Below are 13134 nucleotides of genomic sequence, written 5' to 3'. Positions count from 1 at the left end.
ACCTTAATAAATACAAAATAACCGAGGAATTCGCTCAAATTAACGAGAGATTCCTCGGTTTTCATTTCATTAAAAGTAAGAGACCTATTTTTTCAGTGGACTCGTTCATTACTCAAGTCCTTTTTTGTATTTACATAAATTGGGCGATAAAGACCACGATGATGATGATTGGAATAATAAAGCGAAGAAGGAAGAGCCAGACTTGGAACAGTCCCTGTTTCCATGCTGTTTCATCAAGATGGAATTCCTCCATAGCAAGAGCCTTTTTGAAGATGTAGCCTGTAAAGAGAGAAAGGCAGAGAGCTCCAAATGGCATGAGGAGATTGGAAACCAAGAAGTCCATAGCGTCAAAGAAGGTTTTACCGAAGATATGAACATCCGCCATAACACCGTAAGAAAGGGCTGAAGGGATTCCAAAGACAAAGGTCAAAATTCCTAAAATAACACTCCACTTGGCACGCTTACTGTTGTCCTGATTGGTGATATTTCCTACATTGATTTCCAGCATAACGACAGAAGAAGTGACTGTCGCAAAGAGGAAGAGCAAGAGGAAGAGGATGTAGAAAATGGTTCCAAAAGGCATCTTGTCAAAGAGTTGAGGCAAGACGATAAAGAGAAGGCTTGGTCCCCCTTCAGACTGGATACTGAAAGCTGACATGGCTGGGAAAATGGCTAAACCTGCCATGATGGATACAGAGATGTTCATTGCTACGATGGAAATTCCTGACTGGACCAGATTGGTTTTCTTATTCAAGTAAGAAGCATAGGTTAGCATGGCTGTAACCCCTAGTGAGAGGGCAAAGAAAGATTGTCCCAGAGCATAGAGGAGACCAGCACTTGTCAGCTTAGAAAAGTCTGGTTTGAGGAAGTAAAGAACCCCTTCCATGGCATTTGGCAAACTGAGAGAACGACCAATGATGACAACAAAGATGATAAAGAGCAGGGGCATCATGACCTTAGAAGCTCTTTCAATTCCTTTTTGAACCCCACGTGATACAATAAAGATATTCAACAGGATAAAGGCAGCTTGAGCTCCTAGGGCAATGACTGGATTTGAAATGATTGAAGTAAATAACTGAGCATAATCACCCGTTCCACCAAGTTGGAACAATTTTCCAAACTCAATACCCAGATAAACCAGAATCCATCCTCCAATAACACTGTAGAAAGATAAGAGGATAAAGAGGGCAAAGGCACCAATCCAACCAATGAAGTTGTACTTGCCATTCTTTCCTAGTTTTCCAAAGGTTTTGATAGCTGAGACACCAGCACTTCGGCCGAGGGCAAACTCAGCTAGCAAAAGGGGAAAACCGATTAGAATAGTGGAGATGAGAAAGACTAGTAAAAAGCCTCCTCCACCGTTAGCAGCAGTCATATAAGGAAATTTCCAAACGGCTCCAAGTCCGATGGCTGAACCAGCAGATGCTAGGATAAAGCCCAGTTTAGAACCCCATTGCGATTTTTCAGACATAGTTAAACTCCTAAAATTAGTATTACAAAAGAAAAAGCTACTGCCCTTGGCAAATAGCCTCATCAGTACTCAAAATGAGCCTTTCTTTTGATTGATAGACTTGACTATCCTATCATGTTTTCTAAGGTCTGTCAAGAAAACCATTTTCATGTTATGATAAAGTAAAAAATTTCGCAAAAACGCTTGACTCTGACCTAGGGGGAGGGGTTATACTATCAATGTAATACTCTTCGAAAATCAAATTCAAACCACGTCAGCGTCGCCTTACCGTACTCAAGTACAGCCTGCGGCTAGCTTCCTAGTTTGCTCTTTGATTTTCATTGAGTATAAGGAGGAAATCATGTACCATATAAAAGAAGCTGCCCAGCTTTCGGGTGTCTCTGTCAAGACCCTGCATCACTACGACAAGATAGGACTCTTAGTTCCTTTAAAGTTAGAAAACGGTTATCGAACCTACAGTCAGGAGGATTTGGAACGCCTTCAGGTCATTCTTTACTACAAATATCTAGGTTTTTCTTTAGAAAAAATAGCAGAGCTGTTAAAGGAAGATAAATCAGATTTATTGCCTCACTTGACTAGACAGTTGGACTATTTGACTCGAGAAAGGCAACATCTGGATACCTTGATTTCCACCTTGCAAAAAACCATTCAAGAACAAAAAGGAGAAAGAGAAATGAGCATTCAAGAGAAATTCGCAGGATTTAACTATCAAGACCATCAAAAATACCACCAAGAGGCGGTAGAGAAGTATGGACAAGAAGTCATGGACCAAGCGCTGGAGCGCCAAAAAGGTCACGAAGACGAAGCTACGGCTGCCTTCAATCAAGTCTTTCGAGCCTTGTCACAAAATCTTCAAGCTGGTCTACCTGTAACAGCAACCGAAAATCAAGAAGAAGCCGCTAAACTCTTGCAAGCCATCCGTACTTATGGATTTGACTGCTCTATTGAGGTATTTGGTTATATCGGTAAAGGCTACGTCTACAACCCAGAATTTAAGGAAAACATTGACAAATTTGGACCTGGAACAGCCCAGTACACATCAGATGTGATTGCCTATTATGTCCAAACTCAGACAAAATAAAATCGGAGGAGCATTCTTCCGATTTTTACTAAATTCAAGCACTACTTGCTTAATAATTTTTCTACTACATTTAGTTTTCGCATGGTCAAATCTACATTAAAAAGCTTTTCAAGATAGTTGGTACTGAGCTTTTTTCGTTTTGCAGTTCTAGGGAGATAGAGGTAAAGACAATGGTTACCGATACAAATTTCTTCTTCACCGTAATCAATTTTCAATTTTTCTAAAGGGAGACTTTGAATAGATTCTTGATAAAAAATCACATGTATACGGTCATAAAGATAGTGTTCTCCAAACGGGTTTTCTTGGACAATTTTTTTAAAATCACTTTTGTTCTTGATAACCATTTTTAAGTCGGCCCCAATTTTTTCCTTTATCAGAGTATGAACACATTCTCGTATTTCTTCTAAATCTAAATCACTTTCAAGAATGATATTCCCACTTTGAATATAGGTTCGAACTTGTTGAAAACCGGCTTCTGTTAAGATATCTACTAGATAAGACATTTTAGGGATAGCATTTTTTCCATTAGGAGTAACTCCCCTTAACAAGATAATATGTTCCAAAGGACTTCCTTTCTTTTGGGGCTGATTTAGCCATTAAATAATTCAGATTTAGATTGGGTTTGATCCCGCCACCCAACCAGTACAAAGGGCAGAAGTGATGTTAAACCCACCCGTGTGGGCATTGATATCCAGTACCTCGCCAGCAAAGTGGAGTCCAGGTACCAGCTTACTTTCTAGAGTTTTGGGATTGATTTCCTTGAGACTGACGCCCCCTTTGGTAACAAAGGACTTAGCAAGGGACATTTTACCAGTTACAGGAATTTTAAGTCCCTTGATAGACTGGACAAGTTGTTCGCGTTCCTTTTCAGTCAGTTGTTTGACTTTGTCAGGATAGCCTGGCACAAAAAATTCTGCCAAGCGTTCTGGAAGTAAAGTTTTTAAGGCATTTTTTAGAGATTTTTCCCGATTTTCTTCTAGAAATGTAGCCAAGTCTTTCTCAGAAAGTTGAGGTAGAACATCCAGTGAGAGAACCTCTCCGCCCTTGACAAAGCTGGACATACGCAGAGCAGCAGGGCCTGACAAACCAAAGTGGGTAAAGAGCAAATCGTGAGTGATGACATGCTTACCATAGCTTAGGGTCACATCGTCCAATGAAATTCCTTGCAAGGCCTTGTGTGGAAAATCTGTCAACAAAGGACTTTCAGCGGCTTCAAGATCGGTAATGGTATGCTTAAAATGACGGGCAATCTCGTGACCAAAACCAGTCGAACCAGTAGAGGGATAGGATTTCCCACCAGTTGTGACAATGAGTTTCTCACAAGTGAAGGTTTGGTCTGCGGACTTAAGGACAAACTGGTCGTCTATCTTTTTAACCGAAACAATCTCCGTTTGAGTAGCAACTCGACCACCGAGTTCAGTGATTTTCTTTTCCAAGGCCTCGATAATGGTCCGAGACTTGTCACTAGCAGGAAAGACGCGTCCGTGGTCTTCGACCTTAAGTTTAACACCATTTTCTGTAAAAAAATTAATGATATCATGGTTATCAAATTGGGAGAAGACACTGTAGAGAAAGCGCCCATTTCCAGGGATGCCAGCTAGTAGGTCATCTAGAGTTCCGTTGTTGGTTACATTGCAACGTCCCCCACCAGTACCAGCTAATTTTTTTCCAAGTTTCCGATTTTTTTCGATGAGGAGGGTTTTCTGTCCATAAAAGCTACTGGAAATCGTAGCCATCATACCAGCAGGACCTCCACCAATGACGATAGTATCAAAATGTTTCATAGCTCTATTGTACCACAAAAAAACAAGAGATGAAGTCACCTCTTGTCAAGAATGCAATTAATCAATTTCATACCCCATCAGCAAACCACCATCTTCTGCATAAAAACTGCAGAGACCAGATGTTGGGAGAATTTTAATATCCGCCTGTGGGAAGGTTTCACGTATTCGGTCTGAAAGCTGTTGGCAACATTTCTCGTTATTACGTTGGGCCATGACAATACGGCCACCAGCATATCCAGCTTTAATGATTTCATCATAGGCAGCTTGAACTGATTTCTTTGGTCCTCGTGCTTTTTGTAGCAATTCGAGAGTTCCAGTTTCACTAGCTTCTCCGACCATACGGATATTGAGAAGGCCAACGACCGTACCGATAAGCTTGCTCAAACGGCCGTTCTTCACCAAGTTATCGACTTTAGCTAGGACAAAAAGTAACTTGGTTTTTTCTTGATAGGCGGTGATAGCTTCAACCACTTCTTCAAAAGATAAGCCCTGGTCGATCAAGTCATTCACTTTTTCTACGAGCAAGTCAACTTCCCCACCAGCAGACAAACTATCAATTATATGAATTTTAGTATCAGGATGTTCTTCCAGATAAATATTTTTTGCTAGTTGAGCACTATTGTGGCTTCCAGAAAGAGTACCAGTGATGGTTACTAGGAAAATGTTTTTGGCTCCTTCAAATGCTCGTAAATAATCATCTGGGCTTGGACAAGCTGATTTTGAAGCTTCTGCGGTTGCATACATGGTTTCCATCATTTTATCAATGTTAAGACTAGCATCATCAACAAAGACCTGATCAGCTACTTGAATGGTTAAGGGGACACTCACAAAGGTTGTATCAATTGCTGGTGTCTCCAGCTGACGATAATCACAACCAGAGTCAGCAATAATCTTCCAAGTCATAGAAATTCTCCATCTTTGTCAGTTATACATTGACAAAGGTTCTGTCTTTTTTTACAATTATATCATGAAAGCCCTTGAAACAAAAGCCTCATCCGTCTGTTGTGACAAGTAGAAAGAAAATGTTATGTCTGAACGTAGAATCTCTGAAAAATCTCTTGAAAATCTCAGAAAATCAAACCAAGAATCCAATTTATTAACCAGAGAAGCCCTTGAAACAGCCCTCTTACAACTCTTGGAAAAAAAGGACTTGACCAAGATTAGTATTTCTGAATTGGTCAAACGTGCAGGCGTTTCGCGTGCGGCCTTTTATCGCAATTATGATTCCAAAGAGGAAATTTTAGAGAGCGTCTTTAAACGGAGTGTCCACAATATTATGGAACAGCTGCATCATTACGATCTAAAGACAGACCTTTATCTGGTCTGGGTTCACCTTTTCCGGGAGGCCAGAAAAGAAGCCAGAGTGATTCAATTGGCCGTAGATTACCATTTGGAAAAAATCTTTGTCCAGGCCATGCAGGAATTTCTAGAAAAATACCATGGAAAATCAAAAGGTGTCAGCTCTTATCTTCATTCCTTCTGGAGCTCTGCCATCGTCTCAGTCTTACTAAAATGGATCAAGGATGGTATGAAAGTACCTGCTGAAAAGATTGCGGATTTACGGTTACCATTTTTTAAAAAATAGAGAAAAAGGAGAAAAGAGATGACTGAAAAAAGACTAGCCTGGGATGAGTACTTTGCAGCCCAAGCCCTACTAATTGCCAATCGTTCCACTTGTAAACGTGCCAAAGTGGGCGCAATTTTGGTAAAGGATAATAAGGTAATTTCCACTGGTTACAATGGTTCGGTGTCAGGAACCGAGCATTGTATTGATCACGAATGTCTGGTCATTGAAGGCCACTGTGTTCGTACCCTTCACGCTGAGGTCAATGCTATCCTTCAAGGTGCAGAACGTGGTGTTCCTAAAGGTTTTACGGCCTATGTGACGCATTTCCCTTGTCTGAATTGTACCAAACAATTGCTCCAGGTCGGCTGTAAGCGCGTGGTTTATATCAACCAGTACCGAATGGACGATTATGCCCAATACCTTTATCAAGAAAAAGGGACAGAATTGACCCATTTACCACTTGAGACAGTACAGGCCGCTCTTAAAGAGGCAGATCTAATGTAAAAATTATCAAAAATAAATGGTTTAGAAAGATTTTTAAACCGTTTTTTGGTATAATAAGAAGAATAAATTGAAAGAAGGAATTCCAAAAATGGGAAAAATTGAAGTTATTAATCATCCACTGATTCAACACAAATTGTCAATCTTGCGTCGTACAGATACTTCTACAAAAGCTTTTCGTGAGCTAGTAGATGAGATTGCAATGTTGATGGGGTATGAAGTACTTCGTGATCTTCCACTAGAAGATGTGGAAATCGAAACACCAATCACAAAAACAGTTCAAAAACAATTGGCAGGTAAGAAATTGGCCATCGTTCCAATCTTGCGTGCAGGTATCGGGATGGTTGATGGGCTCTTGAGCTTGGTTCCAGCTGCTAAAGTTGGTCATATCGGTATGTACCGTGATGAAGAAACACTTCAACCAGTTGAGTACTTGGTGAAATTGCCTGAAGATATTGACCAACGTCAAATTTTTGTGGTAGACCCAATGTTGGCAACAGGTGGTTCAGCAATCTTGGCTGTTGATTCTCTTAAAAAACGTGGCGCATCAAATATCAAATTTGTCTGCCTTGTATCTGCTCCAGAAGGTGTTAAAGCCCTTCAAGAAGCTCATCCAGATGTAGAAATCTTTACAGCAGCCTTGGATGAACGCTTGAACGAACACGGTTATATCGTTCCAGGTCTTGGAGATGCTGGGGACCGCTTGTTCGGTACAAAATAAAATTAAAAAGAGATTGACTTGGAAAAGGATTTCCAGTCGTGAAAGGAGGTTGAATTTTTGTTTCTGTCTAATGAAAACAGAGCAAAAATTTGACCTTTTTTGACCAAGATATTATAATAGTCTTATCTTCAGTCATTTGACCAACAAAATAAAACTCAAAAGGAGAAATAAATGATTCCTGTAGTTATTGAACAAACAAGCCGTGGAGAACGTTCTTACGATATTTATTCACGTCTTCTCAAAGACCGCATCATTATGCTGACAGGTCCAGTTGAAGACAATATGGCTAACTCTGTTATTGCCCAATTGCTTTTCTTGGATGCCCAAGACAGCACAAAAGATATTTACCTTTATGTAAACACACCTGGGGGTTCCGTTTCAGCTGGTTTGGCAATCGTTGATACCATGAACTTTATCAAGGCAGATGTCCAAACCATTGTTATGGGAATGGCCGCATCTATGGGGACGGTCATTGCATCAAGTGGAGCAAAAGGAAAACGTTTCATGCTTCCAAATGCTGAATACATGATCCACCAACCAATGGGTGGTACAGGTGGTGGTACTCAACAAACCGATATGGCGATTGCTGCAGAACACTTGCTTAAAACTCGTAACACTTTGGAAAAAATCTTGGCTGAAAATTCAGGTCAGTCAATCGAAAAAGTTCACGCAGATGCAGAGAGAGATAACTGGATGAGTGCCCAAGAAACACTTGAATATGGCTTTATTGATGAAATCATGGCTAACAATTCATTGAACTAATGATGAAAGAAGGCAAACTCGACTGAGTTTGCTTTTTTTGGTATAATAGAGGGAGATTTCTTAGAAAGAGGATTTATCATGTTTGAAAAAGTCAATCGATCTGGATTGATTATCTATCTTTACTATAATCGTGATGCCAAAAAACTGCAGGATTATGGAGATATTACCTATCATTCCAAGAAACATCGTTACTTACAACTCTATGTTCCAACTCAAGAAGTGGAGCAATTGGTCGGGCGCTTGGGCAAGGAAAAGTTTATAAAAAAAGTCAGAGTTTGTCATATCCAAGAGCTGGAAACACCCTTTGTTGGCAATCTTTATCGAGAGGAAAACGTTATCATCGAAAAAGTTCAAGAAAAGTGTTGACAATTTTCTGATAATTCGGTATATTCTTAACATGCTATTTATTTAAGAAATAAGGAGACAAAAAAGATGAAGAAAAAATTTGCCCTATCGTTTGTGGCTCTTGCAAGTGTAGCACTTCTTGCGGCCTGTGGAGAAGTGAAGTCTGGAGCGTCAAATGCTGCTGGTAACTCAGTAGATGAGAAGACAATCAAAATCGGATTTAACTTTGAAGAAACTGGTGCCGTAGCAGCCTACGGGACATCTGAACAAAAAGGTGCCCAACTTGCTGTTGATGAAATCAATGCAGCAGGTGGTATCGATGGAAAACAAATCGAAGTAGTTGATAAAGATAACAAGTCTGAAACAGCAGAGGCTGCTTCAGTAACAACTAACCTTGTAACACAATCTAAAGTATCAGCAATCGTAGGACCTGCGACATCTGGTGCAACTGCAGCTGCGGTAGCTAACGCTACAAAAGCAGGTGTTCCATTGATTTCGCCAAGTGCGACTCAAGATGGATTGACTAAAGGTCAAGATTACCTCTTTATCGGAACTTTCCAAGATAGCTTCCAAGGAAAAATTATCTCAAACTATGTTTCTGATAAATTGCAAGCTAAGAAAGTTGTTCTTTACACTGACAATGCCAGCGACTATGCTAAAGGTATTGCCAAAGCCTTCCGTGAAACTTACAAAGGTGAAATCGTTGCAGATGAAACTTTCGTAGCGGGTGACACAGACTTCCAAGCAGCCCTTACAAAAATGAAAGGGAAAGACTTTGATGCGATCGTTGTTCCTGGTTACTACACTGAAGCTGGTAAAATTGTAAACCAAGCGCGTGGTATGGGAATTGACAAACCAATCGTTGGTGGTGATGGATTCAACGGTGAAGAGTTTGTACAACAAGCAACTGCTGAAAAAGCATCAAACATCTACTTTATCTCGGGCTTCTCAACTACTGTAGAAGTTTCAGCTAAAGCAAAAGCCTTCCTTGACGCTTACCGTGCTAAGTACAATGAAGAGCCTTCAACATTTGCAGCCTTGGCCTATGATTCAGTTCACCTTGTAGCAAACGCAGCAAAAGGCGCTAAAAACTCAGGTGAAATCAAGGATAATCTTGCTAAAACAAAAGATTTTGAAGGTGTAACTGGTCAAACAAGCTTCGATGCAGACCACAACACAGTCAAAACTGCTTACATGATGACCATGAATAATGGTAAGGTTGAAGCAGCAGAAGTTGTAAAACCATAATAGAAAAATGTTGAAATAGGGAATGAGCCTCGGACTCACTCCCTGTTTCGATGTTTAGTACTCTTCGAAAATCAAATTCAAACCGCCTCAACGTCGCTTTGGATTATATATGTGACTGACTTCGTCAGTCTTATCTACAACCTCAAAGCAGTGCTTTGAGCAACCTGCGGCTAGTTTCCTAGTTTGCTCTTTGATTTTCATTGAGTATAAGAACCTATCAAAAAGTGAGGGGAAACCCTCGGAATTATAAATAGAAAGAGTGAATCTTATGCTCCAACAACTAGTAAATGGTTTGATTCTAGGTAGTGTATACGCGCTGTTAGCCCTAGGGTATACCATGGTTTATGGAATTATCAAGCTCATCAACTTCGCCCACGGTGATATTTATATGATGGGAGCCTTTATCGGTTATTTCTTGATTAATTCTTTCCAAATGAATTTCTTTGTAGCGCTTATTGTAGCTATGTTAGCGACAGCCATTCTTGGTGTCGTGATTGAGTTCCTTGCTTACCGACCTTTGCGCCACTCTACTCGTATTGCTGTTTTGATTACAGCTATTGGGGTTTCTTTCCTATTGGAATATGGGATGGTCTATCTGGTTGGTGCTAATACTCGTGCTTTCCCTCAAGCGATTCAAACAGTTCGCTATGATTTGGGACCAGTTAGCCTAACAAACGTGCAGTTAATGATCTTGGCCATTTCCTTGATTTTGATGATTTTGTTACAAGTCATTGTTCAAAAGACCAAGATGGGGAAAGCCATGCGTGCAGTATCAGTAGATAGCGATGCGGCACAATTGATGGGGATCAATGTAAACCGTACTATCAGCTTTACCTTCGCTTTGGGTTCAGCTCTTGCGGGTGCGGCTGGTGTTCTGATTGCCCTCTATTATAACTCTCTTGAGCCTTTAATGGGAGTGACTCCAGGTCTTAAATCTTTCGTTGCTGCTGTACTTGGTGGTATCGGAATCATTCCTGGTGCGGCTCTTGGTGGTTTTGTAATTGGTCTATTAGAAACATTTGCGACAGCCTTTGGAATGTCAGACTTCCGTGATGCCATTGTTTATGGAATCTTGTTGTTGATCTTGATTGTCCGTCCAGCTGGTATCCTTGGTAAAAATGTGAAAGAGAAGGTGTAAACGATGAAAGAAAATTTAAAAGTTAATATTCTATGGTTACTCCTTTTGTTAGCTGGCTATGGCTTGATTAGTGTACTGGTTTCAGTCGGAGTACTCAACCTATTCTATGTACAGATTTTACAACAAATCGGAATTAATATTATTCTGGCTGTTGGTCTCAACTTAATCGTTGGTTTTTCAGGCCAATTTTCACTTGGTCATGCTGGTTTCATGGCGATTGGTGCCTATGCCGCTGCTATTATTGGTTCTAAATCACCAACCTACGGTGCCTTCTTTGGAGCCATGCTGTTAGGTGCTTTGCTTTCAGGAGCAGTTGCCTTGCTTGTCGGAATTCCAACCTTACGCTTGAAGGGGGATTACCTTGCGGTAGCAACTCTCGGTGTTTCTGAAATTATCCGTATCTTTATCATCAATGGTGGAAGCCTTACAAATGGTGCAGCAGGTATCTTGGGAATTCCTAACTTTACAACCTGGCAAATGGTTTACTTCTTTGTCGTGATTACAACCATTGCAACCTTGAACTTTTTGCGTAGTCCAATTGGTCGTTCAACTCTCTCTGTTCGTGAGGATGAAATCGCTGCTGAGTCAGTTGGGGTTAATACGACTAAGATTAAAATCATCGCCTTCGTCTTTGGTGCTATTACTGCAAGTATTGCAGGGTCACTTCAGGCAGGATTTATCGGTTCAGTTGTACCGAAAGATTACACTTTCATCAACTCAATCAACGTTTTGATCATTGTTGTCTTTGGTGGACTTGGTTCCATTACAGGTGCTATTGTTTCAGCTATTGTTCTTGGAATTTTGAATATGCTTCTCCAAGATGTTGCTAGTGTGCGTATGATTATTTATGCTTTGGCCTTGGTATTGGTAATGATTTTCAGACCAGGTGGACTACTTGGGACATGGGAATTGAGCCTATCACGTTTCTTTAAAAAATCTAAGAAGGAGGAACAAAACTAATGGCATTACTTGAAGTAAAACAGTTAACCAAACATTTTGGCGGTCTAACAGCTGTTGGAGATGTGACTCTTGAATTGAACGAAGGGGAATTGGTTGGACTAATCGGTCCAAATGGAGCTGGTAAAACCACCCTTTTCAATCTCTTGACAGGTGTTTATGAACCAAGTGAGGGAACAGTAACACTAGATGGTCACCTTTTGAATGGAAAGTCACCTTATAAGATTGCTTCTTTGGGACTTGGACGTACATTCCAAAATATCCGTCTCTTTAAAGATTTAACAGTTTTGGACAATGTTTTGATTGCTTTTGGCAACCATCACAAACAACATGTTTTTGCTAGTTTCTTACGCTTACCAGCTTTTTACAAGAGTGAAAAAGAATTAAAGGCTAAGGCTTTGGAATTGTTGAAAATCTTTGATTTAGATGGTGATGCAGAAACTCTTGCTAAAAATCTTGCCTACGGACAACAACGTCGTTTGGAAATTGTTCGTGCTCTCGCTACGGAACCTAAAATTCTCTTTTTAGATGAACCAGCAGCAGGTATGAACCCACAGGAAACAGCCGAATTGACTGAGTTAATTCGTCGTATCAAAGATGAATTTAAGATTACGATCATGCTGATTGAACACGATATGAATCTGGTCATGGAAGTGACAGAACGTATCTACGTACTTGAATATGGTCGTTTGATTGCTCAGGGAACTCCAGACGAAATTAAGACCAATAAACGCGTTATCGAAGCTTATCTAGGAGGTGAAGCCTAATGTCTATGTTAAAAGTTGATAATCTTTCTGTGCATTACGGTATGATCCAAGCAGTCCGTGATGTAAGCTTTGAAGTAAATGAAGGAGAGGTTGTTTCCCTTATCGGTGCCAATGGTGCAGGTAAGACAACCATTCTCCGTACCTTGTCTGGTTTGGTTAGACCGAGTTCAGGAAAGATTGAATTTTTAGGTCAAGAAATCCAAAAAATGCCAGCTCAAAAAATCGTGGCAGGTGGTCTTTCACAAGTTCCAGAAGGACGCCACGTCTTTCCTGGCTTAACTGTTATGGAAAATCTTGAAATGGGAGCTTTCTTAAAGAAAAATCGTGAAGAAAATCAAGCCAACTTGAAGAAAGTTTTCTCACGCTTTCCTCGTCTTGAAGAACGGAAGAACCAAGATGCAGCTACTCTTTCAGGGGGAGAACAGCAAATGCTTGCCATGGGACGCGCCCTCATGTCAACACCAAAACTTCTTCTTTTAGATGAACCATCAATGGGACTTGCCCCAATCTTTATCCAAGAGATTTTTGATATCATTCAAGACATCCAGAAACAAGGAACAACCGTCCTCTTGATTGAACAAAATGCCAATAAAGCACTCGCAATCTCTGACCGAGGCTATGTATTGGAAACAGGGAAAATCGTTCTATCAGGAACAGGAAAAGAACTCGCTTCATCAGAAGAAGTCAGAAAAGCATATCTAGGTGGCTAAAAAGGTCCGGGGGACCTTTTTAGTCGGCGGATGAAGATTGCGAAGCAATTATCAAATCCACTGGATTGTTTTAGTCGGTGGA

The 13134-nt window shown here is 40.5% G+C and carries 15 protein-coding genes; 11 read left to right on the top strand and 4 right to left on the bottom strand.

What is annotated here, in order from left to right; translation table 11 throughout:
• Window positions 1–130: 130 nt before the first annotated feature.
• Window positions 131–1471 carry a sodium-dependent transporter gene (locus O3650_RS07670; RefSeq protein ID WP_371491840.1) on the bottom strand — a complete coding sequence of 447 codons (1341 nt, stop codon included), beginning with the start codon at window positions 1469–1471 and terminating at the stop codon, window positions 131–133.
• A gap of 340 nt (window positions 1472–1811) precedes the next feature.
• On the opposite strand from O3650_RS07670, the gene O3650_RS07665 reads away from it, so the two are divergent.
• Window positions 1812–2552 carry a MerR family transcriptional regulator gene (locus O3650_RS07665; protein WP_203175353.1) on the top strand — a complete coding sequence of 247 codons (741 nt, stop codon included), beginning with the start codon at window positions 1812–1814 and terminating at the stop codon, window positions 2550–2552.
• 41 nt (window positions 2553–2593) lie between these two features.
• On the opposite strand, the gene O3650_RS07660 is transcribed toward O3650_RS07665, so the two are convergent.
• The 3 genes from O3650_RS07660 to O3650_RS07650 are packed head-to-tail and all read right to left on the bottom strand — an operon-like array spanning window position 2594 to window position 5239.
• The gene (locus tag O3650_RS07660; RefSeq protein ID WP_020903482.1) at window positions 2594–3115 is read right to left on the bottom strand and encodes a DUF1697 domain-containing protein; all 522 of its coding nucleotides are present in this window, start codon (window positions 3113–3115) and stop codon (window positions 2594–2596) included.
• 48 nt (window positions 3116–3163) lie between these two features.
• On the bottom strand, window positions 3164–4336 hold the full coding sequence (locus tag O3650_RS07655) for an NAD(P)/FAD-dependent oxidoreductase (protein WP_023947244.1): 1173 nt from the start codon (window positions 4334–4336) through the stop codon (window positions 3164–3166).
• 57 nt (window positions 4337–4393) lie between these two features.
• Window positions 4394–5239, bottom strand: a complete 846-nt coding sequence (locus O3650_RS07650) for a DegV family protein (RefSeq protein ID WP_371491838.1) — start codon at window positions 5237–5239, stop codon at window positions 4394–4396.
• Window positions 5240–5363: 124 nt separating this feature from the next.
• Between O3650_RS07650 and O3650_RS07645 the strand changes: the two genes are divergently transcribed.
• The 10 genes from O3650_RS07645 (at window position 5364) to O3650_RS07600 (ending at window position 13052) form a co-directional block, all read left to right on the top strand.
• Window positions 5364–5921 (top strand): TetR/AcrR family transcriptional regulator, encoded by a 558-nt coding sequence (locus O3650_RS07645; RefSeq protein ID WP_371491837.1) that lies wholly within the window; start codon window positions 5364–5366, stop codon window positions 5919–5921.
• Window positions 5922–5939: 18 nt separating this feature from the next.
• The gene (locus O3650_RS07640; protein ID WP_000136973.1) at window positions 5940–6407 is read left to right on the top strand and encodes a cytidine/deoxycytidylate deaminase family protein; all 468 of its coding nucleotides are present in this window, start codon (window positions 5940–5942) and stop codon (window positions 6405–6407) included.
• Between the two features lie 88 nt (window positions 6408–6495).
• A complete protein-coding gene (upp, locus tag O3650_RS07635; RefSeq protein ID WP_000515974.1) occupies window positions 6496–7125 on the top strand; it encodes a uracil phosphoribosyltransferase in 630 nt (209 codons plus the stop codon).
• A gap of 171 nt (window positions 7126–7296) precedes the next feature.
• A complete protein-coding gene (gene clpP / locus O3650_RS07630; protein ID WP_000613475.1) occupies window positions 7297–7887 on the top strand; it encodes an ATP-dependent Clp protease proteolytic subunit ClpP in 591 nt (196 codons plus the stop codon).
• 78 nt (window positions 7888–7965) lie between these two features.
• Window positions 7966–8253 carry a YlbG family protein gene (locus O3650_RS07625; RefSeq protein WP_050234905.1) on the top strand — a complete coding sequence of 96 codons (288 nt, stop codon included), beginning with the start codon at window positions 7966–7968 and terminating at the stop codon, window positions 8251–8253.
• A gap of 66 nt (window positions 8254–8319) precedes the next feature.
• Entirely contained in the window at window positions 8320–9480 is a 1161-nt protein-coding gene (locus O3650_RS07620) for an ABC transporter substrate-binding protein (protein WP_000726113.1), read from the top strand.
• 268 nt (window positions 9481–9748) lie between these two features.
• On the top strand, window positions 9749–10618 hold the full coding sequence (locus O3650_RS07615; RefSeq protein WP_000941427.1) for a branched-chain amino acid ABC transporter permease: 870 nt from the start codon (window positions 9749–9751) through the stop codon (window positions 10616–10618).
• A gap of 3 nt (window positions 10619–10621) precedes the next feature.
• Complete coding sequence (locus tag O3650_RS07610) at window positions 10622–11578, top strand: branched-chain amino acid ABC transporter permease (RefSeq protein ID WP_004256818.1); 957 nt, start codon at window positions 10622–10624, stop codon at window positions 11576–11578.
• Window positions 11578–12342 (top strand): ABC transporter ATP-binding protein, encoded by a 765-nt coding sequence (locus O3650_RS07605; protein ID WP_001185997.1) that lies wholly within the window; start codon window positions 11578–11580, stop codon window positions 12340–12342. The genes O3650_RS07610 and O3650_RS07605 overlap by 1 nt, the downstream gene beginning before the upstream one ends.
• The gene (locus O3650_RS07600) at window positions 12342–13052 is read left to right on the top strand and encodes an ABC transporter ATP-binding protein (RefSeq protein ID WP_000062200.1); all 711 of its coding nucleotides are present in this window, start codon (window positions 12342–12344) and stop codon (window positions 13050–13052) included. Before O3650_RS07605 ends, O3650_RS07600 begins: the two co-directional genes overlap by 1 nt.
• Window positions 13053–13134 lie beyond the last annotated feature (82 nt).

This window comes from Streptococcus sp. 20925_1_24, from assembly GCF_041432335.1.
Classification (GTDB): domain Bacteria; phylum Bacillota; class Bacilli; order Lactobacillales; family Streptococcaceae; genus Streptococcus; species Streptococcus mitis_BM.
This window is presented reverse-complemented; position numbering and strand designations above follow the sequence as displayed.

What these genes read in the sequence shown, in the direction of transcription:
- O3650_RS07605 (WP_001185997.1), top strand. Translation starts at nt 11,578, where the DNA reads ATGGCATTACTTGAAGTAAAACAGTTAACCAAACATTTTGGCGGTCTA.
- O3650_RS07655 (WP_023947244.1), bottom strand. Translation starts at nt 4,336, where the DNA reads ATGAAACATTTTGATACTATCGTCATTGGTGGAGGTCCTGCTGGTATG.
- O3650_RS07670 (WP_371491840.1), bottom strand. Translation starts at nt 1,471, where the DNA reads ATGTCTGAAAAATCGCAATGGGGTTCTAAACTGGGCTTTATCCTAGCA.
- O3650_RS07600 (WP_000062200.1), top strand. Translation starts at nt 12,342, where the DNA reads ATGTCTATGTTAAAAGTTGATAATCTTTCTGTGCATTACGGTATGATC.
- clpP (WP_000613475.1), top strand. Translation starts at nt 7,297, where the DNA reads ATGATTCCTGTAGTTATTGAACAAACAAGCCGTGGAGAACGTTCTTAC.
- O3650_RS07665 (WP_203175353.1), top strand. Translation starts at nt 1,812, where the DNA reads ATGTACCATATAAAAGAAGCTGCCCAGCTTTCGGGTGTCTCTGTCAAG.
- O3650_RS07620 (WP_000726113.1), top strand. Translation starts at nt 8,320, where the DNA reads ATGAAGAAAAAATTTGCCCTATCGTTTGTGGCTCTTGCAAGTGTAGCA.
- O3650_RS07650 (WP_371491838.1), bottom strand. Translation starts at nt 5,239, where the DNA reads ATGACTTGGAAGATTATTGCTGACTCTGGTTGTGATTATCGTCAGCTG.
- O3650_RS07610 (WP_004256818.1), top strand. Translation starts at nt 10,622, where the DNA reads ATGAAAGAAAATTTAAAAGTTAATATTCTATGGTTACTCCTTTTGTTA.
- O3650_RS07640 (WP_000136973.1), top strand. Translation starts at nt 5,940, where the DNA reads ATGACTGAAAAAAGACTAGCCTGGGATGAGTACTTTGCAGCCCAAGCC.
- O3650_RS07645 (WP_371491837.1), top strand. Translation starts at nt 5,364, where the DNA reads ATGTCTGAACGTAGAATCTCTGAAAAATCTCTTGAAAATCTCAGAAAA.
- upp (WP_000515974.1), top strand. Translation starts at nt 6,496, where the DNA reads ATGGGAAAAATTGAAGTTATTAATCATCCACTGATTCAACACAAATTG.
- O3650_RS07625 (WP_050234905.1), top strand. Translation starts at nt 7,966, where the DNA reads ATGTTTGAAAAAGTCAATCGATCTGGATTGATTATCTATCTTTACTAT.
- O3650_RS07615 (WP_000941427.1), top strand. Translation starts at nt 9,749, where the DNA reads ATGCTCCAACAACTAGTAAATGGTTTGATTCTAGGTAGTGTATACGCG.